Source organism: Streptomyces roseicoloratus, assembly GCF_004117935.1.
Lineage (GTDB): Bacteria > Actinomycetota > Actinomycetes > Streptomycetales > Streptomycetaceae > Streptomyces > Streptomyces roseicoloratus.
Map to the genome: position 1 here is coordinate 1 of NZ_SDOY01000119.1, position 21158 is coordinate 21158.

The window sequence follows — 21158 nt, forward strand, 5'->3', positions numbered from 1 at the left end:
TGCGAGCCGCAGCCCGCGCCCGCCTCCGTGCCCGCGTGCGAGCCGCAGCCACCGCCCGCCGCGGCGGCAGCGGCGGCGGCGAGGTCCGCGCGGTGCGCCGGGAGCGTCGTGGTGCCCGTGCCCTCCACCTCGAAGCCGGCGTCCGCGATCATCTCCAGGTCGGCCTTGCCGGCCTGGCCCTCGCTGGTGAGGTAGTCGCCGAGGAAGATCGAGTTGGCGATGTTCAGCGCCAGCGGCTGCATCGTGCGCAGGTGGACCTCACGGCCGCCCGCGATCCGCACCTCGACGTCCGGGCAGACGAACCGCACCATCGCGAGGATCCGCAGACAGCGCTGCGGCGTGAGGTTCCACTCCTTGGCGAGCGGGGTGCCCTCGAACGGGATGAGGAAGTTGACCGGCACCGAGTCCGAGTCGAGCTCGCGCAGCGCGAACACCACGTCGACCAGGTCCTCGTCGGTCTCGCCCATGCCCGCGATGAGGCCCGAGCAGGCGGACAGGCCGGCGCCGTGCGCCTTCTGCACCGTGTCCACCCGGTCCGCGTAGGTGTGGGTGGTGGTGATCTCCCCGTACGTCCCCTCGGACGTGTTGAGGTTGTGGTTGTACGCGTCGGCGCCGGCTTCCTTCAGCCGCTCCGCCTGACCGTCGGAGAGCAAACCGAGGCAGGCGCAGACCTCCACGCCCTCGTTCTGCTCCTTGATCGCCTCGATGGTCTTGCCGACCCGCTCGACGTCCCGGTCCGTCGGGCCCCGGCCGCTCGCCACCAGGCAGACCCGCTTGGCGCCGCCGGCGACACCGGCCGCCGCGGCGGCCGAGGCCTCGTCGGGCTTGAGCCAGGAGTACTTGAGGATCCCGGCCGTGGAGCCGAGGCGCTGCGAACAGTAGGAGCAGTCCTCGGGGCAGAGCCCGGACTTCAGATTGACGAGATAGTTGAGCTTCACCCGTCGCCCGAACCAATGACGGCGCACCTTGCCGGCCGCGCTCACCACATCGAGCAGGTCGTCGTCGGAGGTCGCCAGCACGGCGAGCGCTTCTTCACGGGTCGGCGACTCGCGCCGCAGCCCCTTCTCCACCAGCGTGTTCAGCAGGTCCATAAGGGCTGATCCTGGCCTACGGCACGGCCTGCGGCCAAGGAGGATCCGAACAAACGCCGTCGTTTGAGGTGTGTGTATGGCCACACCCTGACCTCGGCCGGATCCGGTTAGGGTCTGTGCGCTGCCTACAAAAGGATCCGTCATGCCGCCGTACGCCGAGGACCCGCAGGACGTGTCGGCCCCGAAGGGGGTCGCGGAGCGCGGCGGGGACGCGGACCCGGGTGAGACCACGGTCCTCGGCGAGGCCGCGGACCCGAGCGGGCGAGGCGCGGACCCGGAGGCCCGCCGGGAGGCCTTCGGCTGGACCGAGGACGCCGCGCTCCGGCGCGCCGAGGCGGGGCTGGTGCGGACCCTGCGCCCGCGCGCCGCCACGTCCGACCTCCTCGACCTCGCGAGCAACGACTACCTCGGCCTGACCCACCGCGCCGAGATCACCGAGGCGGCGGCCGAGGCCGCCCGCCGTTGGGGTGCGGGTTCCACCGGCTCCCGGCTCGTCACCGGCACGACCCGGCTGCACACCCGCCTGGAACACGAACTCGCCGAGTTCTGCGGCTTCGAGGCGGCGCTGGTCTTCTCCTCCGGCTACACCGCGAACCTTGCCGTGCTCACCGCGCTGTCCGCACGCGACGGGCTGATCGTCTCCGACGCCGGCAACCACGCCTCGATCGTCGACGGCTGTCGCCTGTCCCGGGCCGAGACGGCGGTCGTCCCGCACGCCGAGCCGGCGGCCGTGGCCAAGACCCTGGCCGCGCGGCCGGGCCGCCGGGCGCTCGTCGTGAGCGACTCCGTCTTCTCGGTGGACGGCGACAAGGCGCCGCTCGCCGGGCTCGCGGCCGCCTGCCGGGAGCACGCGGCGGGCCTGGTCGTGGACGACGCCCACGGCTTCGGCGTGCTCGGCGACGGCGGCCGCGGCGCGGTCCACGAGGCGGGGCTCGCCGGCGACCCCGACGTGGTCGCGACGCTCACCCTCTCCAAGTCCCTGGGCAGCCAGGGCGGTGCGGTGCTCGGCCCGGCACGGGTGATCGAGCACCTGGTCAACGCCGCCCGCACCTTCATCTTCGACACCGGACTCGCGCCCGCCGCCGCGGGCGGCGCGCTCGCGAGCCTCCGCCTGATCGCGGCCGAACCGGCCCTCGCGGCCCGGGCCCGTACCGTGGCGAGCACCCTCCACCGCCTGCTCACCGACGCCGGCCTCGCCGCCGTACGCCCGGACGCGGCCGTGGTGTCGGTGCGGGCGCCGGGACCGAGCGAGGCGCTGCGTTGGGCCGCCGACTGCCGGGAACTGGGTCTCGGCGTGGGCTGCTTCCGGCCGCCGTCGGTGCCGGACGGCGTCTCCCGGCTGCGCCTGACGGCGCGCGCGGACCTCACGGACGCGGAGATCGAGCGCGCCGTGGCGACGATCGTCCGCACCGCACCGGCCGGCGCGGTGGGAACCGGGGCCTCCACGACGGCCGCCGCCCGGACGACGGTCTGACGGCCGATCACGCGGTGTCAGTGCCGCTCGCTATGTTGATCACATGAGTTCTTCCCTGAGCGTGTACCTGATCGACCCCAAGGCGGCGCGGGCCCTCGTCGGTTCCGGCGACGAGCAGTTGCTCGAGATCATCCGCGACCGCTTCGCCGATCGGCTCGCGCACGACGACGACTGGTTCTCCTCCGCGATCAAGGACGGGGCCCCCACCGCGTACGAGGCGCTGCGCACCGTCGTGCACGGCGGTCCGTACGAAGCACAGCGGCACCATGCCTTCCAGTACGGCTACGCCTACGAGCGGCTGTGCTCGCTGACCGGCTCCTTCCTCGACAACTCCTCCTTCTCGCCGTTCCGGGGCGACTGGCTGGAGATGGTGGACGAGGGGCTGAAGGCCCTGCGGATCACCGCGGTCTCGGTGGCGGAGCTCGGCTACTACGGCGGGTTCCCCGACGGGCTGCCGACCTACGACCTGCCGCGGTGCGGCGAGTGGACGCACGAGGAGTGCCTGGCGGCGCTGGAGCAGTTCGAGCGGACGAAGGCGGACGGCCACGCGCCGCCGCTCGACCGGGAGGTCGTCGACGCGGTCATGGACGTCATGGGCTGGCTCCGCCACGTGGAGTCCCGCCCTGGGTTCGGCGTCATCGGCTTCGTCTCGTAGCCGGTCCCGTCGCCCAGCCGGTACCGGTAACGGTACGGCTGTCGCTGTCGCTGTCGCTGTCGCTGTCGCTGTCGCTGTCGCTGTCGGTGTCGGTGTCGGTGTCAGTGGCCGCGGCTCGGTGCGTGGGGCGCGCGTCGGTGGTGTTCCGCAACCGTTCGCGCCCCCGCGCTCGTCCTACACCGCACCATGATCAGCCTCAGCGGACCGTTCACCGAAAACCTGACCTCGGCCTTCCGTCGGCTGCTCGCCTTCGCCTGGACGCAGACGCGTGCCTGCGCCTTCGCGATCGCGCTGCTGTCCGGCGTGGCGGCGTCCACCCTGCTCACGGGCCTCCCGGTGGCCCGATACGACCTGCTCGTCGCGTACGGCGTGCTGCTCACCCTGGTCTTCTGGCTGCGTGGCTGGGAGAGCGGGCGGGACGTCGCCGTGATCGGGGTCTGTCATGTCATCGGCCTGGCCTTCGAGCTCGTGAAGGTCTCCCTCGGCTCGTGGAGCTATCCGGAGCCGGCCGTGCTGAAGTTCGCCGGAGTGCCGCTGTACGGAGGGTTCCTCTACGCGGCCGTCGGCAGCTACGTCTGCCGCGCCTGGCGCCTCTTCGACCTGGAACTGGTCCGCTACCGGCCCAGGTCGGTCGCCGTGGTGGCCGCGGCGATCTACGTCAACTTCTTCACCCACCACTGGCTGCCGGACGTCCGCTGGCCGCTGGCCGTCCTGCTCCTGGCCGTGACGGCGGGCACCTCGGCGCACTTCACGGTGCGCGGAGCGCGCCTGCGCATGCCGCTGGCGCTGTCGTTCGTCCTGATCGGCTTCTTCCTGTGGGTGGCGGAGAACCTCGCCACCTACGTGGGCGCCTGGCGCTATCCGTACCAGATGAACGGCTGGGAGCCGGTCGGCGTGGAGAAGTTCGGTGCCTGGTCCCTGCTGATCAGCATCACCGTCGTGCTGGTGGCGACCGCCCGCCGCGCCGGCCGACACCGGCGTCCCGAACCGTCCGTGCCCACGCGGCCCGACCCTTCCTGACCGCGACCGGCTGGCCCTGCCGAATCCGCTCGCCCGTCGCACGGTTCACTGTTTCGGGCGACAGATGTCCGTATATCTGGCGGAACGCCGCCCGCCGCGGCGGCATCGGTGGCAGGCTGACGCGCAGTGCAATCCGGGCGGGACCCGGTGGGAAAGGGACGGCGTCGCCATGGCAGACCACCAGGAAGCAACCGTCACGCTGCCGAGCGATCCCGCGTCGGTCTCCGCCGCTCGGAAACACGTCGCCGACGTGCTGTCGTCCTGGGGCCTCGACGACGCGAGCGACATGGCGGACACGGTCCGGCTGGTCGTCTCCGAGCTGGCGACCAACGCCGTGCAGCACACGTTCGGCCAGTCGCCGACCTTCACGGTCGACGTCCGCCTGGAACGGGACGAGCAGCTGCGCATCGGCGTGACCGACAGCCATCCGCGGTGGCCGCAGCGCCTGCCCGCCGCCGTGCAGCAGGACAACGGGCGGGGGATGGTCATCATCCGCTACCTGGCCGCGGAGGCGGGGGGCCGCCTCTCGGTGACCCCCACGCCGCAGGGCGGCAAGACGGTCTGGATCGCCCTGCCGTGGCCGGTGGCGGTGCCGCACTAGGGGGTCTGAAACCCCCACGGCGCCGCCCGGCGTCGGTCGGTCGCCGTTCAGGGCCGCCGCGGGCCGGCCTGACCGGCGGGGAGCGGCCGGGAGGAGGGGGGACGGGGCGCCTCCGGCGCTCCTCCCGGCTTCGGCAGGGCCGTATCGGGCCGTGCGGGTCGTGCGCGTCCTGCGGGCCGTGCGGGTACTGCGGGCCCGTGCCGGCTCGGTGGATCCTGCGGGCCCGCTACGAGCCCTGGACGTGCCGGCGGGTCAGCGGACCCGGCCGTACAGGACCTTCGAGGACCAGATCTTGTCGAGCTTCACCCACGAACCGGTCTTCGGTGAGTGCCAGATCTTGTTGTTACCCGCGTAGATTCCGACGTGGTAGACCCTTCCGCCGGAATGGAAGAAGACCAGGTCCCCCTTCTGCCGGCTGGACGCCGAGACGTGCCGGGTCTTGTTGTACTGCTGCTGCGCCGTGCGCGGCAGTGTCTTGCCCGCCTTCTTGTACGAGTAGAGCGTGAGGCCCGAGCAGTCGAACCTGCTGGGACCCGCCGAGCCGTACTTGTAGGGCGATCCCTTCTTCGAGGCGGCGACGCTCAGCGCCGTGTTCGCGTGGGACGTCGCGGCCTGGGCCTCCGATGCCGCTCCTGGGGCGAGCAGCGTGCCGCCGACGGCGGCGAGGGTGAGAGCCGAGACGGCTCCGGCCCGGGACAGCAGGGACGGGACATGAATCTGCGCAGTCATGCGCAACCCTTCGTCAGCCGCCTGTGAAGGATGACCTGTCGGGTTCGGGCAGGCGAAGATGCCCGGCCGCTCGCGCGGCTTCACCCCGAGGAACGTCCCCACTGCTCGGACGTCCCGTGTTGCTCGGGTCCTCCACTCCTGCCGATCCACTCCTGTCGACCAGACGTCCGGAACGGCGGCAGGACTCGGCGTCCGCCCGGACCGCCCCGCCTCGGTTGGCGGGGGCTTGTCGTCGACAGGGATCTTGACCCACATCCCGACCGAAATCCGAGCTGAAACGGCGATATGTGAGGCTCCTCACGACTGATCCATACGGGTGGACAGTCAGGTTTCGGGATCTTCGGAGGTTTGGCCGACGAGCTTTTCACCAGCAAGGAAGCGTTCGATTCCGCCAGATGCGTACACCTGTTGCGCAACCCACCTGAGCTCTATGTCGATTCGTCTCCTACGCCGAACGAGGGAGCGATTCTGCGGTACGCGTGCCCCGACTGGCCCTCGACACGACACGCGTTCGTGTCAACTCGCCTGCTCCTCGCGGACGGTGACCCTGGCCGATCTCCGTTCGCCGTCCAACACCCTTAGCGCACGCGCCAATGTGGCCGCGTGGACCTCGCTCTCGCCCCGCAGGTGCATGAGCGTCAGCGCGTCCCGGAGTGCCGTCGCCCGCCCGACCAGGGCCTGGGCCGCGCGCAGCGCCCCATAAGTATGCGAGGTCCTGGATGGATTGATTCGCCCGAGCAGGTCGACGACTTCGAGGTACGCGTCCACGAACTCGCCCTCGGCGCGCGTCAGTGAGGGCAGCGGAGGCGGTTCGGGCACCACGGCGGACTCACCGCTCCCCGTGGCCGGCGGACGAGCGGCGGTTGTGGACGACGTGGTCCACCAGGCCGTACGCAAGCGCCGCAGGAGCGTCGAGCACCGTCGTGCGGTCGATGTCGGCGTCGACGCGGGAACGGTCCCGGCCGGTGTGCTCGGCGAGCAGATCCGCGACGAGTTCCCGCTGCCGCAGCAATTCCCGGGCCTGGATGCCGAGATCGCTGGGCTGACCCCGCAACGGCTCGCCGAGCTCGGGCTGCTGGAGCACGACGCGGGCGCCCGGCAGGGCCATCCGGTGGCCGGGCGAGCCGGCGGCGAGGAGCACCGCGGCGGGGCCGACGGCCTGACCGAGGCAGGTGGTCTCGACCTCGCAGGAGACCGTGCGGATGGTGTCGTAGATCGAGGTCATGGCGCTGATCGAGCCGCCGGGCGAGTTGATGTAGAGGCTGATCAGCCGCTCGGGCGCCGCGTAGTCCAGGTGGAGGAACTGGGTGATGACGTCGTTGGCCGCGGTCTCGTCGATCGGGGTGCCCAGGAAGACGATCCGCTCCTGGAGCAGCTTCGCGTAGGGGTCGAGGGTGCGGGTGCCGAAGCTCGTGCGCTCCGTGAACTCCGGAAGGACGTACCGCGTCGTGCTCCGGTCGCCGTTCTCCGTGCCGGCACCGTCCATGGTGCTCCTCCTTCTGTAAAAAATGTACAGGACGTACAGCCCGTAAGATGGGGAGCATGGCTTACGAGATTCCGGTGACGCAAGCGCGCGCAGAGCTCGCGGATCTGATCAACCGCGTCGTGTACGGCGACGAGCGCGTGGTCGTCACCCGCCACGGCAAGCCGCTCGTCGCCCTGGTCTCCGCCGCTGACCTGGAGAAACTCGAGGCGCTGCGGGAGGCGGCCGAGGAGCCGGTGATCTCTTCGGTGTCCCGTACCGGCCGTCCGGTGTCCGCTGCGGGTGAACAGCGCAGGTTCGGCATCGCCGCCCACCACCAGGACCCCGGCACCTCCCGGTCCTGACGTCCGCCCGCGCGGCCCGATGTCCACGCGGACGCAAAGCGCGAGTTAACGAGCCGGAAAAACTTCCGCCCTAACCTGCAATGTCTGACCGGCGGCCCCTTCCCGTGGCTCAACAGCATGTTGAAGATCGCTAAGGTCCGCTGCTGTCCGGGTGACACCCGGTGGACGACAGTGAGGTGGAAGCGTGCAACTGAGCCCCCATGAGCAGGAACGCCTGCTCATCCATGTCGCGGCCGACGTGGCCGAGAAGCGCCGGGCCCGCGGGGTGCTGCTCAACCACCCCGAGGCCGTCGCCCTCATCACCTCCCACGTCCTGGAAGGCGCCCGCGACGGCCGCACCGTCGCCGAACTCATGGCCTCCGGCCGCAAGGTGCTCACCCGCGACGAGGTCATGGACGGCATCCCCGAGATGATCCACGACGTCCAGGTCGAGGCCACCTTCCCGGACGGGACCAAGCTCGTCACCGTCCATGACCCGATCGTGTGAAGGCGGGCCGTCGCCGATGATCCCCGGAGAGATCCTCCACGGGGACGGGCCCCTGATCCTCAACGAGGGCCGCCCCGTCACCCGCCTCACCGTCCTCAACGCCGCCGACCGACCCGTCCAGGTCGGCTCCCACTACCACTTCGCCGAGGCCAACCCCGGCCTCGCCTTCGACCGGGCCGCCGCCCGCGGGCTGCGCCTGCACATCGCCGCCGGCACCGGCGTGCGCTTCGAACCAGGCATCCCCGTCGAGGTCGAGCTGGTGCCCCTCGCCGGCCGGCGCATCGTGCCCGGCCTGCGCGGCGAGACCGCGGGACCGCTCGACACCGCCACGGACCCCGACGGAGACGACCGTGCCTGAGCTGCACCGCGCCGTGTACGCCGACCTGTTCGGCCCCACCACCGGCGACCGCGTCCGGCTCGCCGACACCGACCTGCTCGTCGAGATCGAGGAGGACCGCTCCGGCGGACCCGGGCGCGCCGGAGAGGAGGCCGTCTTCGGCGGCGGCAAGGTCATCCGCGAGTCGATGGGCCAGTCCCGCACCACCCGTGCCGAGGGCGCCCCCGACACCGTGATCACCGGCGCCGTGGTCATCGACCACTGGGGGGTCGTCAAGGCCGACGTCGGCATCCGCGACGGCCGGATCACCGCGCTCGGCAAGGCCGGCAACCCCGACACCATGGACGGCGTCCATCCGGGTCTGGTCATCGGCCCCGAGACCGAGGTCGTCGTCGGCAACGGCCGGATCCTCACCGCCGGAGCCGTCGACGCCCATGTCCACTTCATCTCGCCGACCGTCGTCGAACAGGCCCTCGCCACCGGCGTGACCACCCTCGTCGGCGGCGGCACGGGGCCCGCCGAGGGCACCAAGGCCACCACCATCACTCCCGGCCCCTGGCACATGGCCCGGATGCTCGAGGCCCTGGACACGTTCCCGGTCAACATCGGGCTGCTCGGCAAGGGCAACACCATGTCCCGCGAGGCCATGCGCTCCCAACTGCGCGGCGGCGCACTCGGGTTCAAGATCCATGAGGACTGGGGCGCCACACCCGCCGTCATCGACGCCTGTCTGGACGTCTGCGAGGAGACCGGCGCCCAGCTCGCCCTCCACACCGACACCCTCAACGAGGCAGGCTTCGTCGGCGACACCCTCGCAGCCGTCGCCGGCCGCACCGTCCACGCGTACCACACCGAGGGCGCGGGCGGCGGGCACGCGCCGGACATCATCACCGTGGTCTCCGAGCCGCACGTGCTGCCCAGCTCCACCAACCCGACCCGGCCGCACACCGTCAACACCGTCGAGGAACACCTCGACATGCTGATGGTCTGCCACCACCTCAACCCGGCCGTGCCCGAGGACCTCGCGTTCGCCGAGTCCCGCATCCGGCCCTCGACCATCGCCGCCGAGGACGTGCTCCACGACCTCGGCGCCATCTCGATCATCTCCTCCGACTCCCAGGCCATGGGGCGCGTCGGTGAGGTGATCATGCGCACCTGGCAGACCGCCCACGTCATGAAGAAGCGGCGCGGAGCCCTGCCCGGCGACGGGGCCGCCGACAACCACCGGGTCCGGCGCTACGTCGCCAAGTACACGATCAACCCGGCGGTCGCCCAGGGCATGGGCCACCTCATCGGCTCCGTCGAACCCGGCAAGCTCGCCGACCTGGTGCTGTGGGAGCCCGCCTTCTTCGGCGTGAAGCCGCTCCTCGTCCTCAAAGGCGGCCAGATCGCGTACGCGCAGATGGGCGACGCCAACGCCTCCATCCCCACGCCCCAACCCGTGCTGCCCCGGCCGATGTTCGGCGCGCTCGGACGGGCCGCCGCGGCCGGCTCCGTCAACTTCGTCGCGGAGGCGGCGATCGAGCACGATCTGCCGCAACGGCTCGGCCTGCACAAGGAGTTCACCGCCATCGGCTCCACCCGGCGGATCACCAAGGCGGACATGCGCGAGAACGACGCCCTGCCCCGCGTGGAGGTCGACGCGGACACCTTCTCGGTGACCATCGACGGCGAACCGGTCGAACCCGCGCCGGCCGCAGAACTTCCCATGGCCCAGCGCTACTTCCTGTTCTGAACGGGGACGCCGCGACGATGACCCGATCCGCACTCCTCGTGCTCGCCGACGGACGGTTCCCCGCCGGCGGGCACGCCCACTCCGGCGGCGCCGAGGCCGCCGTCAAGGCCGGCCGCATCACCGATGCCGCCGGCCTGGAGGCCTTCTGCCGGGGCCGGCTGCACACCACCGGCCTCGGCTCGGCCGCGCTCGCCGCAGGAGCCGCCCACGGACTCGACCCGTACGAGCTCGACGCGGCGGCCGACGCCCGCACCCCCTCGCCCGCCCTGCGCGCGGCCGCCCGCAGACTCGGCCGCCAGCTGATGCGGGCCGCCCGCGCGGCCTGGCCGAGCCCCGAACTGGACGCGCTGGCCGCCGCGTTCCCGCGCGGCGCCCACCAGCCCGTGGTCCTCGGCACGGCAGCCCGGGCCGCCGGGCTCGGCCCCGAGGACGCGGCGCACTGCGTCGCGTACGAGACGGTCGGCGGCCCGGCGACCGCGGCCGTGCGCCTCCTCGGCCTCGACCCCTACCAGGCCACCGCCGTCCTCGCCCGCCTCGCACCCGAGATGGACCAGGTCGCCGCCCGCGCCGCCGAGGCCGCCCGCGCGGGCGTCGACGCCCTGCCCGCCGCCTCCGCGCCGATGCTCGACCTCACCGCCGAACAGCACGCGGCCTGGCCCGTCCGCCTCTTCGCGTCCTGAGAACCCCGGGAGCCCACCCCATGCACCTCGACCACACCCACACCCACCACGGCGCCGTCTCCGCCGACGCCCACCGGCCCGACGGCACCCGGCGCGCACTGCGCATCGGCCTCGGCGGCCCGGTCGGATCCGGCAAGACCGCCACCGTCGCCGCGCTCTGCCGCGCACTGCGCGACACCTTCTCCCTCGCCGTCGTCACCAACGACATCTACACCCGCGAGGACGCCGAGTTCCTGCTCCGCGAAGCCGTCCTGCCGCCCGAGCGGATCCGGGCCGTCGAGACCGGCGCCTGCCCGCACACCGCGATCCGCGACGACATCTCCGCCAACCTCGAAGCCGTCGAGGAACTGGAGGACGCGGTCGGTCCGCTCGACCTCGTCCTCGTCGAGTCCGGCGGCGACAACCTCACCGCGACCTTCTCCAAGGGGCTCGTCGACGCCCAGGTCTTCGTCATCGACGTCGCCGGCGGCGACGACATCCCGCGCAAGGGCGGACCCGGCGTCACCACCGCCGACCTGCTCGTCGTCAACAAGACCGACCTCGCCCCGTACGTCGGCTCCGACCTGGAACGCATGGCGCGCGACGCCAAGGAGCAGCGCGGCGAACTGCCCGTCGCCTTCACCTCCCTGCGCTCGGAGCAGGGCGTCGGGCCCGTCGCCGAGTGGGTCCGCGCCCGGCTCGCGGACTGGGCCGCATGAGCCTCGCCACGTCCGCCCCGCACCGGACGGGCCCCACCACGGCCGGCCCGGACCGGGGCAGCCTCACCGCCACCGCCCGGATCGTCGCGGGTCCCGGCGGCTCGCTGCCGGTCCTGGAGAGCGCGGGGCCGTTCGCCCTGCGCCGCACCCGCGCCACCGGCCCGTACGCCCGGGTCACCGTCGTCGGCGCCATGAGCGCCCCGCTCGGCGGTGACCGGCTCGCCCTGGAGGCCGAGGCGCGCGACGGGGCGAGCCTGCGCGTCGACTCCGCCGCCGCGACCGTCGCCCTGCCCGGTCCCGGCGGCGCGCCCGCCACGTACGAGGTGCGGCTCACCGTGGGGGCCGGCGCCGAGCTGCGCTGGCTGCCCGAACAGCTGGTCAGCGCCGCCGGATCCGTGCTGCGGACCCGCACCACCGTCGAACTCGCCCCCACCGCGCGGCTCGTGCTCCGCGAGGAGCAGGTCCTCGGCCGGCACGCCGAGGAGCCCGGCACCCTCGTCAGCCGGCTCACCGTGCGCCGCGCCGGCCGCCCGCTGCTCGACCAGGAGCTCGCCATCGGCCCCGGCGCGCCCGGCGGCTGGGACGGCCCCGCCGTTCTCGCCGGACACCGCGCGATCGGCCAACTCCTCGTCGTCGACCCGGAGTTCGACGACCCTGCGAGCCGTCCCGCCGAGAGCCGACTGCTCGGCGAGCACGCGGTGCTCGCCCCGCTCGCCGGGCCCGCCACCCTCGTCACCGCCGTCGCCCCCGACGCCCTCGCCCTGCGGCGCGCCCTCGACGAGGCACTCGGACACCTCACCGGCGGCCGGTGAGGTCCCGCTCAGCGACACACCGCTCACCGGTTATCGGTTCGGCAAAGAACACGTGTACGCCCTTTCACCCCCGGCCCTCTTGACGAAAGGATCCACCGACACCCACGACCACGGCGCCGCCCGTCGGGTGGCGCTTTTCAGGGGGAGGAACCACTTGCGACGTACAGCAGCGTTCGGCTCGGCCGGCACGCTCGTCACGGCCACGCTCATAGCCGGCGCCCTGGCCACGCCGACCGCCGCCGCCCATGGCCGCCACGGCGTCGACGACGAGGCGCGCGGCGCCTCCGTCGCCGCCGCCCGCGCGGCGAAGGCCGGTATCGACTGGCAGGACTGCCCCGCGGACTGGGGCCTGGAGAAGCCCATCCAGTGCGGCTGGGTCACCGTCCCGGTCGACTACGCCAAGCCCCACGGCAAGCAGATCAAGATCGCCGTCGACCGCATCGGCGCCACCGGCACCCCGGCCGAGCGCCAGGGCGCGCTGCTCTACAACCCGGGCGGCCCCGGCGGCTCCGGCCTGCGCTTCCCGCGCCGGGTCACCACCCAGAACAAGGTCTGGGCGAACACCGCCAAGGCCTACGACTTCGTCGGCTTCGACCCGCGCGGCGTCGGCCACTCGGCGCCCATCTCCTGCGTCGACCCGACCGAGTTCGTCAAGGGCCCCAAGGCCGACCCGGTCCCGGACAGCGAGGCGGACAAGCTCGCCCAGCGCAAGCTGGCCGCCGAGTACGCCAAGGGCTGCGCCGAGAAGAGCGGCGACGTGCTGCCGCACATGACCACCCGCAACACCGCCCGTGACCTCGACGTCATCCGGGCCGCGCTCGGCGAGAAGAAGCTCAACTTCGTCGGCGTCTCCTACGGCACCTACCTCGGCGCCGTGTACGGCACGCTCTACCCGGCGCACGTGCGCCGCATGGTGGTCGACAGCGTGGTCAACCCGGCGAAGAGCAACATCTGGTACAACGCCAACCTGGAGCAGGACATCGCCTTCGAGGGCCGCCTCAAGGACTGGATGACCTGGGTCGCCCGGCACGACGACGCCTACCACCTCGGCAAGACCTACGACGAGGTCCGGCAGCAGTGGACGGTCCTGCGCGCCGCCGCCAAGAAGGAGCCGCTCGGCGGCAAGGTCGGCCCGGCCGAGCTCATCGGCTTCTTCCAGAACGCCCCGTACTACGACTCCATGTGGGCCCCCGTCGCGGAGGCCTGGAGCGCCTACGCCGCCGGTGACCCGCAGCCGCTGATCGACGCCGCCGCCGCGGACCTCACCGACACCGCCGGCAACATCTCGGCGGAGAACGGCAACGCCGTCTACACCGCCGTCGAGTGCGCCGACGCGCCGTGGCCGACCAGCTGGAAGAAGTGGGACCGGGACAACACCCGGCTGCACGAGAAGTACCCGTTCATGACCTGGGCCAACGCCTGGATGAACCTGCCCTGCGCCACCTGGTCCGCGCCGCGCCAGCGGCCGACCGACGTGAAGACCGGCAAGGGCCTGCCGCCCGTGCTCATCGTCCAGGCCGAGCGCGACGCGGCGACGCCGTACGCCGGTGCCGTCGAACTGCACAAGCGCTTCAAGGGCTCCCGTCTCATCACCGAGAAGAACGCCGGCTCGCACGGCGTCACCAGCCTGGTGAACCCCTGCGTCAACACAAGGGTCGAGGCGTACCTGCTCAAGGGCACGGTGGACGCCCGTGACGTGACGTGCGAGCCGCACGCCACGCCCACGCCGTAACACCCGCGCACCCAGACGAGGGGCGGCCGCCGGACCCGGCGGCCGCCCCTCCGCGCACCGGCCGCGACGGACCTGCCGACCGTCCCGGCCCAGGCGCCCTTCGTCCCGTCAGCCGCGCGCGGCCAGCCAGGCGTCCTCGGCCGCGTAGTCGAAGAGGTCGACGCCGTACTTCGCCAGACCCGGGAACACCTCCCGCCAGTCGCACCCCTCCACCGCCGACGCCAGGAACTCGATCGTGCCCGGCAGCGACTCCGCGTAGCGCACCACCGCCCGGTAGCCCAGCTCCCGCTCCGCCGCCGACATGTCCGCCACCACCGGATGCGGCGTCGTCCACGGCGTGTAGCCGACCAGGTCCTTCCCCGGCGGTCCCTCGACGAGGACCGTCTCGCTGGTCACGCCCATCGCCGCGTCGATCGCCGCGCCGATCTCGGCCACCGTCGGCGACTCCGGGTCTGCGCCGTTGAGCACCCGGCTGCCCGGCTTCGCCGCGGCCAGCCGGATCAGCTCGGCCAGGTTGTCCACGTGCACCGGATGGAAGACGGACCGGCCGCCCTCCGCCAGGATCCGCACCGGACGCCCGTCCAACGCCCGCTTCACGAACCACAGTTCGCGCGGACCCGGGCTGTACGGGCCGTGCACGGCCGCCGCCCGCAGCACGGTGGCCGGCAGCCTGTCGCCCGCCTTCAGCAGCTCCAGCTCCAGGGCCACCTTGCGAGTGCCGTACGTGGAGTCGCCCGGCGCGACGGTCCGCCAGGTCTCCGGGATCGGCAGCGGATACACCGGGAAGCCGTCGGGCTCGTCCTGCGTGTCGAAGTTCCGCCCCTGGTCGTCCTCGTACACCGCGCAACTGGAGATCACCACCGCCGAACCGATCCGGTCCGCCATGGCCGTCAGCTGCCGCCCGTGCCCGGCGTCGTAGGCCACGACGTCCACCAGGACGTCCGTGCCCGCGCCGAGCGCGGCCGACAGCGCCCCCTCCTCGTTCCGGTCCACCGCCACCGACCGGACCTCCGCCGGCCACCGCTCGTCCCTGCCGCCCCGGCGCGAGGCGGCGGTCACCTCCCACCCGTCCGCGACGAGCGCCCGTACGGCCGCCCGTCCGATCTGTCCCGTCGCTCCCAGCACGAACGCGTTTCCCTTGGTCATGGCCAGGACGCTACGGACGCGGGACCGGCCGGACCAGGACCTTTCGCCGTGCGCGGATTCGCCGTCAGCGTTCCGGCTCCGGGAACTTCTCCGGCCCCTGTCCGGATTCCGCCGCCTTCACGTTCGCCGCGTACGCGTCCACGTACTCCTGCCCGGACAGCGACATGATCGCGTACATGATCTCGTCCGTGACCGCGCGGACCACCGCCTTCCCGCCCGCCATCCCCGCGTACCGCGAGAAGTCCAGCGGCTCACCGAACCGGATCGCCCGTACAAGCCCCGTGCACGCCCTTTGTAGCCAAGGCCCGGCCCGTGGTCCACTGGTGGGGAGGAGCGGGACCGATGACAGGCGCGCGCGGGCACAGGCGTCCCGGCGCAGCCGTCACCGCCGCACTGCTGTGCGCCGTGACGGCCGCCGGTCTGCACGGCTGCTCCGACCCGGGCCCCTCGGAGCCCACGCCCACCCCGACGCCGCCCCCGGCGTCCCGGCCCGCACCCACCAGCCCGCTCCCCGCCGGCGTCTCCCCGCTCACCGGCCTGCCGGCCCGCTCCGGCCCGGTGCTCGCGGTCAAGATCGACAACGTGCCGCCGGCCCGGCCGCACACCGGACTCACCGACGCCGACCTCGTCTACGTGGAGCAGGTCGAGTCCGGCCAGACCCGGCTCATGGCCGTCTACGCGTCGAAGCTCCCCGACCGGGTGGGACCGGTGCGCAGCGCCCGCGAGTCCGACCTCGCCCTGCTGCGCCAGTTCGGCCGCCCCGTCCTCGCCTACTCCGGCGCCCAGAGCGCGCTCACCCCGCTGCTCGAAGCCGCCCCGCTGCACCTCGTCACCGAGAGCGGCGACCCCGGCGCCTTCCTGCGCGACCCCCGCCGCGCCGCGCCGCACAACCTGTACCTGCGGCCCGACCGCGCGCTCGCCGCCGCGCCGGACGCCACCCACGCCAAGGACATCGGCTTCCGCTTCGGCCCGGCCCCGGCCGACGGCACGCCCGTCAACAGCCGCACCGTCCGCTTCCCCGCCGTCCGCTACACCTTCGCCTGGGCACCCGCCGAGCACGCCTGGCGGGTCACCATGGACGGCCGCTCCGACGGGCCGCTGAAACCCGCCACCGTCGTGGTGCAGCAGGTCACCGTGAAACCCTCGCGCTTCCGCGACTTCACGGGCGCCGTCTCCCCGTACACCGTCACCACCGGCTCCGGCACCGCGCAGGTGCTCCGCGACGGCAAGGCGTACGAGGCCCGCTGGAACCGGCCGGACGCGAACGCCGGCACCACCTACACCACGCCCGCGGGCGCGCCGCTGAACTTCGCGCCCGGCCAGGTGTGGGTGCTGCTCACCGGCACCGGGACGTGAGAGAACTCAGGGCTGCGGTCCGGGCCTGTGGTGCCGGGCCCGCGGCGGCCGGAGACGCGGTTCGCCCGCGTCGGCGGCGGCCATCCCGATGGTGGCCACTCCGAGCACCACCCAGCCGAACCAGAGCCAGCCGCTGCTGCCGAGCGCCACCGTGTACGCGGTGATCAGCACCAGGGTCGCGAAGGTGATCACACCCATCGTCTTCGTGGGACCGGACATCATCGCTCCGCCCTCCTCCCCGCCCCATCGTGACCCCGGAGGAGGGGCGCGCGCCAGACCTGCGACGCTCCGGTCGTGCGCCGGTACGGAGGGTCAGCGCTCGCGCGACCCCGAACCGACGGCGGAAGCCCTACCGGCCGCGCGCCTGGAGCGAGGCCAGGTACGCGTTGTACGCCTCCAGCTCCTTGTCGCCGTCCCGGTCCGCGGCCCGGTCCTTGCGGACGGCCTGCCGCTGCTCGGAGTGGTACCACTGGTAGACCAGCGCGATCAGCACCAGCACGGACGGGATCTCGCTGAACGCCCAGGCGATGCCGCCGGCCGCGTTCTGGTCCGAGAGCGCGTCGATCCCGAGCGAGGCCGGCGGGTTCTCGTACACCTTCACCAGCGGCTCGGTCGCCATCATCATCGCGATGCCGAAGAAGGCGTGGAACGGCATGCCCGCGAACAGCTCCAGCATCCGCATCACGTAGCCCGGCCGGTGCGGACCTGGGTCGACGCCCATGATCGGCCAGAAGAAGACCAGACCCACCATGAGGAAGTGCACCATCATCGCCACGTGACCCGTCTTCGACTCCATCAGGAAGTCGAAGAGCGGCGTGAAGTACAGCCCGTAGAGGCTGGCGATGAACATGGAGATGGTGAACGCCGGGTGCGTGACGATCCGCATGTACCGGCTGTGCAGCAGCTTGAGCAGCAGCTCGCGCGGCCCGAGCGAGCCGCGGCCCGCCACCGGGAGCGCCCGCAGCGCCAGCGTCACCGGCGCGCCGAGCAGCAGCAGGATCGGCGACAGCATGGAGATCACCATGTGCTGCACCATGTGCACGCTGAACATGACCATGCCGTAGTCGTTGAGCTTCGTGCACGTCACCAGCGTGATGCTCAGCACGCCCACGGTGAAGAGCACCGTCCGGCTCACCGGCCAGGCGTCCCCGCGCCTCCGCAGCCGCGCCACGCCCCAGCCGTACAGGCCGAGCGCCGCGAGACAGCCGAAGAGGAAGAACAGGTCGGGGGAGAACTCCAGGGCCCGCCCCAGCGTGAACGGCGGCAGATCCATCGTCATGCCGTGCCCGCTGTGATCCATGTAGTACTCCTGGAGCCCGATTCGCGCTTGTTGTCCGCACCAGACTAGAACCGCCCCCGATCGCGATCACGACCGGGGGCGGTTCACGGCGCGGGAAGCCCGGGCGGGAGGGTCAGAGCACGTTCTCCGCCTCGGCGTAGCGCTCCGCCGGAACCGTCTTCAGGCTCTCCACGGCCTGCGCCAGCGGCACCAGCTCGATGTCCGTGCCGCGCAGCGCCGTCAGCATGCCGAACTCGCCGCGGTGCGCCGCCTCCACCGCGTGCCAGCCGAAGCGGGTCGCGAGGACGCGGTCGTACGCGGTCGGGGTGCCGCCGCGCTGGACGTGGCCGAGGATCACCGGGCGGGCCTCCTTGCCGAGCCGCCGCTCCAGCTCGACGGAGAGCTGGTTGGCCACGCCGGTGAAGCGCTCGTGGCCGTAGATGTCGGTCCCGGCGGTCTTGAAGTCCATCGAGCCGCCCTCGCGGGGCTTCGCGCCCTCGGCGACCACGACGATCGCGAAGCGCTTGCCGTTCGCGAAGCGGGCGCCGACCCGGGCGGTGAGCTCGTCGATGTCGAAGGGCCGCTCCGGCACCACGATCGCGTGCGCGCCGGCCGCCATGCCGGAGTGCAGCGCGATCCAGCCGGTGTGCCGGCCCATGACCTCGACGATCAGGACGCGCTGGTGGGACTCGGCCGTGGTCTTCAGCCGGTCGAGGGCCTCGGTCGCCACGGTCACGGCCGTGTCGAAGCCGAAGGTGACGTCGGTGGAGGCGATGTCGTTGTCGATCGTCTTCGGGACGCCGACGATCGGCAGCCCGGCCTCGGAGAGCAGGTTCGCCGCCTTCAGCGTGCCCTCGCCGCCGATCGGGATGATCGCGTCGATGCCGAGGTCGGCGACGTGGCCCCGGGCGCGCTCGACACCGTCGACGAGGTGCGCCGGCTGGACCCGGGAGGAGCCGAGGATGGTGCCGCCGCGGGCGAGGATGCCGCCCACCGCGTCGAGGTCGAGCTTCCGGTAGTCGGCCTCGAGGAGGCCCTTCCAGCCGTCGTGGAAGCCGATGACCTCGTCACCGTGGTCGACGACGGCGCGGTGCACGACGGACCGGATGACGGCGTTCAGACCGGGACAGTCTCCGCCGGAGGTGAGCACACCAATGCGCATAGCCCAAAAACCTTTGCAACGTGGGCCGACTCCCGGACCACGTCGTCCGGCTGGATCCCCGCCACCCTATCGGTGCCGAGTGGCGGGGCCGAACCGAATGTCCGCAGATTGGACACCGGTTTTCCTTACGAATCCCATGTGCAAGGGGCCGCTCAGACGTGCAGTCTGCCGACCCGTCAGACCGACCGCCGGTCGGGCCGGCGGCGGTCGGTCCGGCGGTCGGTGCGGCCGTCAGGCGGGCTGCGAGGCCGCCGCGATGCGCTCGGCGCGCAGCGCCTCGTACCAGCGGTCGTCCGTCGGCGGCAGCGCGTTGACGTCGAGCGCCAGCTTCAGGAGCAGGTCCGCGATCTGCGGGTTCCGTGCCATCACCGGACCGTGCATGTACGTGCCGAAGACGGTGTCGTTGTACGCGCCCTCGGTGCCGTCGCCCGTGCCGTTGCCGTTGCCGAACACGGTCCGCGCGAACGCCCGGGCGGTCGGCCCGAGATGCGTGACGCCTTGGTGGTTCTCGAAGCCGGTGAGCTGGGGGAGGCCCAGCTGCGGGTCGATGTCGGCGAGCACGTCGCCGACGCAGCGGGCGCCCTCGCCGCGGACCGTGGTCACGTCGAGCAGGCCGAGGCCGGGCTGGCGCTCGCCGACGTCGTTGACGAACTCGTGGCCGAGGATCTGGTACCCGGCGCACACCGAGAAGATGATCGCCCCGTTGGCCGCGGCACGGCTCAGACCGCCGTCACGGAGCAGCCGCTCGGCCGCGAGCCGCTGCGGCCGGTCCTCGCCGCCGCCGATCAGGTAGATGTCGCCGGAGGTCGGGACCGGCTGGTCGCTGCGCACGTCGAGGCGCTCGACGCTGAGTCCGCGCTGCCGGGCGCGGCGCTCGACGACCAGGACGTTGCCCTGGTCGCCGTAGGTGCTGAGCAGGTCCGGGTAGACCCAGACCACACGCAGGCTGCTGTCGGTCATGCTGCACGTCCTTCTGCGAGTCGTGTCGGGGTCAGTTGCCCACGCGGCGGCGGACGTCCTGGAAGGCGGTGTAGTTGGCGATCAGCTCGATCTGCCCGGGCGGGGCCACCGTGACGGCCTCGTCCAGCGACTCGCAGACCCGGAAGTCCACGCCCGCGACCTCGAGCCGGACCGCGAGGTCCAGCTTGCGGTCGCCGATCACCATGATCGGGTGGCCGGCGAGCCGGCCGTAGTCCACGTCCCACAGCCAGGAGGTGTCGGTGCCGTCGGCGCCGCGCGCGTTGACGGAGAGGATCACCGGCGTCGGCGGCTGGTCGATGAGGGAAAACGTTTCGAGCCAGCCGGCCGGGTTCTTCGCGAGCAGCAGGCGCAGCTCGCGGCCCTGGAAGGAGACCACGTCGTAGCGGCCGGCGACGGCCTGCACCTGGTACATGCGCTCCAGGGCGACCTGCGGAGGCACCCCGAACACCGCGGCGACCGCGGCGGAGGTGGCGGCGTTCGCCTTGTTGGCGCGGCCGGGCAGCTGGAGGTGGATCGGCCAGGCCGAGCCGTGCGGGTCGAGCACGTGGTCGCCGTTGAGCGCCCAGCTCGGCGCGGGGCGGCGGAAGCCGCACTCGCCGCAGAACCAGTCGTCGCCCGGGCGCTGCAGCACACCGCCGCAGGAGGGGCACGACCAGGCGTCGTCCTTCCACTCCTGGCCGACGGCGACCCACACGACGTTGGGGGAGGAGGAGGCGGCCCAGACGATCAGCGGGTCGTCCGCGTTCGCGATGATGACGGCCTTGCTGCCGTTGAGGCCCTCGCGCCACTTCTCGGCCAGCATCCGGGTCTCGGCGGCGCGGTCGAGCTGGTCGCGGGAGAGGTTCAGCAGGGCGATCGCCTTGGGAGTGGTGTCCCGGGCGACGCCGGCCAGGTACTTCTCGTCGACCTCGATCACGCCGTACTTGGCGTCCGATCCGCCGGCGAGGGCGGAGGTGATGCCGGCGGGCATGTTGGCGCCGAGCGCGTTCGACACGACCGGGCCGCTGGCCCGCAGGGCCTCGGCGATCAGCCGGGTCGTGGTGGTCTTGCCGTTGGTCGCCGACACGAGCACGACGTCCAGGTGCTGCGCGAGCGCGCCCAGCAGATCGGGGTCGAGCTTGAGCGCCACCCGGCCGCCGATCACCGATCCGCTGCCGCGCCCCGCGGCACGCGACACCGCCGCGGCGGCCTTGCCCGCGGTCACGGCCAGCTTGGCGCGCGCGGACAGCGGCTCCGAGTTGCTGCCTGACATCGTCCTTGTTCCTCCTTGCGTCGGTCCGGGCTCAGCCTATCGAGATCCGGCCAGCAGCCCGAACCGCGGCACCACCAGCGGGGCATCCTGACCCCTGAACGTAC

Annotated in this window: 23 protein-coding genes, 1 pseudogene and 1 riboswitch; of the genes and pseudogenes, 13 read left to right on the forward strand and 11 right to left on the reverse strand. The window is 72.4% G+C overall.

From position 1 onward, the window contains the following. A partial coding sequence (bioB, locus tag ESG85_RS17095) for a biotin synthase BioB (protein ID WP_128980233.1) occupies positions 1-1091 on the reverse strand: 1091 nt, incomplete at its 3' end. Between the two features lie 142 nt (positions 1092-1233). Between bioB and ESG85_RS17100 the strand changes: the two genes are divergently transcribed. From ESG85_RS17100 to ESG85_RS17115, 4 genes are all read left to right on the forward strand, one after another. After that, positions 1234-2565, forward strand: coding sequence for an 8-amino-7-oxononanoate synthase (locus tag ESG85_RS17100; RefSeq protein WP_128980235.1), 1332 nt, complete (start codon positions 1234-1236; stop codon positions 2563-2565). A 43-nt stretch (positions 2566-2608) separates the two neighbouring features. Then, the gene (locus ESG85_RS17105) at positions 2609-3220 is read left to right on the forward strand and encodes a DUF7691 family protein (RefSeq protein ID WP_128980237.1); all 612 of its coding nucleotides are present in this window, start codon (positions 2609-2611) and stop codon (positions 3218-3220) included. Positions 3221-3406: 186 nt separating this feature from the next. Further along, the gene (locus tag ESG85_RS17110; RefSeq protein ID WP_128980240.1) at positions 3407-4240 is read left to right on the forward strand and encodes a DUF817 domain-containing protein; all 834 of its coding nucleotides are present in this window, start codon (positions 3407-3409) and stop codon (positions 4238-4240) included. A 169-nt stretch (positions 4241-4409) separates the two neighbouring features. Further along, positions 4410-4841: an ATP-binding protein gene (locus ESG85_RS17115; RefSeq protein WP_128980242.1), complete on the forward strand. Its 432-nt coding sequence runs from the start codon at positions 4410-4412 to the stop codon at positions 4839-4841. Between the two features lie 252 nt (positions 4842-5093). Here the strand turns inward: ESG85_RS17115 and ESG85_RS17120 are convergent, their stop codons facing one another. From ESG85_RS17120 to ESG85_RS17130, 3 genes are all read right to left on the reverse strand, one after another. After that, on the reverse strand, positions 5094-5570 hold the full coding sequence (locus tag ESG85_RS17120; RefSeq protein WP_128980244.1) for a C40 family peptidase: 477 nt from the start codon (positions 5568-5570) through the stop codon (positions 5094-5096). Positions 5571-5573: 3 nt separating this feature from the next. Continuing rightward, positions 5574-5746: riboswitch (cyclic di-AMP (ydaO/yuaA leader) on the reverse strand. Between the two features lie 340 nt (positions 5747-6086). After that, positions 6087-6392 (reverse strand): hypothetical protein, encoded by a 306-nt coding sequence (locus tag ESG85_RS17125; protein WP_128980246.1) that lies wholly within the window; start codon positions 6390-6392, stop codon positions 6087-6089. A 7-nt stretch (positions 6393-6399) separates the two neighbouring features. Then, entirely contained in the window at positions 6400-7056 is a 657-nt protein-coding gene (locus tag ESG85_RS17130) for an ATP-dependent Clp protease proteolytic subunit (RefSeq protein ID WP_128980248.1), read from the reverse strand. Between the two features lie 56 nt (positions 7057-7112). Between ESG85_RS17130 and ESG85_RS17135 the strand changes: the two genes are divergently transcribed. The 8 genes from ESG85_RS17135 (at position 7113) to ESG85_RS17170 (ending at position 13878) form a co-directional block, all read left to right on the forward strand. After that, positions 7113-7397: a type II toxin-antitoxin system Phd/YefM family antitoxin gene (locus tag ESG85_RS17135; protein ID WP_128980250.1), complete on the forward strand. Its 285-nt coding sequence runs from the start codon at positions 7113-7115 to the stop codon at positions 7395-7397. 184 nt (positions 7398-7581) lie between these two features. Next, the gene (locus tag ESG85_RS17140) at positions 7582-7884 is read left to right on the forward strand and encodes an urease subunit gamma (RefSeq protein ID WP_128980252.1); all 303 of its coding nucleotides are present in this window, start codon (positions 7582-7584) and stop codon (positions 7882-7884) included. A gap of 16 nt (positions 7885-7900) precedes the next feature. Continuing rightward, the gene (locus tag ESG85_RS17145; RefSeq protein WP_128980254.1) at positions 7901-8242 is read left to right on the forward strand and encodes an urease subunit beta; all 342 of its coding nucleotides are present in this window, start codon (positions 7901-7903) and stop codon (positions 8240-8242) included. Further along, positions 8235-9956: an urease subunit alpha gene (locus ESG85_RS17150; RefSeq protein WP_128980256.1), complete on the forward strand. Its 1722-nt coding sequence runs from the start codon at positions 8235-8237 to the stop codon at positions 9954-9956. Before ESG85_RS17145 ends, ESG85_RS17150 begins: the two co-directional genes overlap by 8 nt. A 17-nt stretch (positions 9957-9973) precedes the next feature. Beyond that, positions 9974-10636, forward strand: a complete 663-nt coding sequence (locus ESG85_RS17155) for an urease accessory protein UreF (RefSeq protein ID WP_128980258.1) — start codon at positions 9974-9976, stop codon at positions 10634-10636. Between the two features lie 20 nt (positions 10637-10656). Then, complete coding sequence (gene ureG / locus ESG85_RS17160) at positions 10657-11334, forward strand: urease accessory protein UreG (RefSeq protein ID WP_128980260.1); 678 nt, start codon at positions 10657-10659, stop codon at positions 11332-11334. Beyond that, on the forward strand, positions 11331-12146 hold the full coding sequence (locus tag ESG85_RS17165) for an urease accessory protein UreD (RefSeq protein ID WP_128980262.1): 816 nt from the start codon (positions 11331-11333) through the stop codon (positions 12144-12146). The genes ureG and ESG85_RS17165 overlap by 4 nt, the downstream gene beginning before the upstream one ends. Before the next feature lie 154 nt (positions 12147-12300). Beyond that, positions 12301-13878 carry an alpha/beta hydrolase gene (locus tag ESG85_RS17170; protein ID WP_128980264.1) on the forward strand — a complete coding sequence of 526 codons (1578 nt, stop codon included), beginning with the start codon at positions 12301-12303 and terminating at the stop codon, positions 13876-13878. Positions 13879-13986: 108 nt separating this feature from the next. Here the strand turns inward: ESG85_RS17170 and ESG85_RS17175 are convergent, their stop codons facing one another. Both ESG85_RS17175 and ESG85_RS17180 read right to left on the reverse strand, forming a co-directional pair. Then, positions 13987-15024: an NAD-dependent epimerase/dehydratase family protein gene (locus ESG85_RS17175; RefSeq protein WP_128980266.1), complete on the reverse strand. Its 1038-nt coding sequence runs from the start codon at positions 15022-15024 to the stop codon at positions 13987-13989. A gap of 64 nt (positions 15025-15088) precedes the next feature. Further along, a pseudogene (locus ESG85_RS17180) lies at positions 15089-15292 on the reverse strand (1-acyl-sn-glycerol-3-phosphate acyltransferase); the annotation flags it as partial. A 74-nt stretch (positions 15293-15366) separates the two neighbouring features. Between ESG85_RS17180 and ESG85_RS17185 the strand changes: the two are divergent. Continuing rightward, a complete protein-coding gene (locus ESG85_RS17185) occupies positions 15367-16380 on the forward strand; it encodes a DUF3048 domain-containing protein (RefSeq protein WP_128980268.1) in 1014 nt (337 codons plus the stop codon). Positions 16381-16386: 6 nt separating this feature from the next. On the opposite strand, the gene ESG85_RS17190 is transcribed toward ESG85_RS17185, so the two are convergent. From ESG85_RS17190 to ESG85_RS17210, 5 genes are all read right to left on the reverse strand, one after another. Then, on the reverse strand, positions 16387-16602 hold the full coding sequence (locus tag ESG85_RS17190) for a hypothetical protein (protein WP_246095102.1): 216 nt from the start codon (positions 16600-16602) through the stop codon (positions 16387-16389). Positions 16603-16729: 127 nt separating this feature from the next. Further along, positions 16730-17680, reverse strand: coding sequence for a cytochrome c oxidase assembly protein (locus tag ESG85_RS17195; protein WP_128980270.1), 951 nt, complete (start codon positions 17678-17680; stop codon positions 16730-16732). A 112-nt stretch (positions 17681-17792) separates the two neighbouring features. After that, positions 17793-18821, reverse strand: coding sequence for a 6-phosphofructokinase (locus tag ESG85_RS17200; RefSeq protein ID WP_128980272.1), 1029 nt, complete (start codon positions 18819-18821; stop codon positions 17793-17795). A 231-nt stretch (positions 18822-19052) separates the two neighbouring features. After that, entirely contained in the window at positions 19053-19781 is a 729-nt protein-coding gene (locus ESG85_RS17205) for a type 1 glutamine amidotransferase (protein WP_128980274.1), read from the reverse strand. 31 nt (positions 19782-19812) lie between these two features. Further along, positions 19813-21054, reverse strand: a complete 1242-nt coding sequence (locus ESG85_RS17210) for a Mur ligase family protein (protein WP_128980276.1) — start codon at positions 21052-21054, stop codon at positions 19813-19815. Positions 21055-21158: the final 104 nt, after the last annotated feature.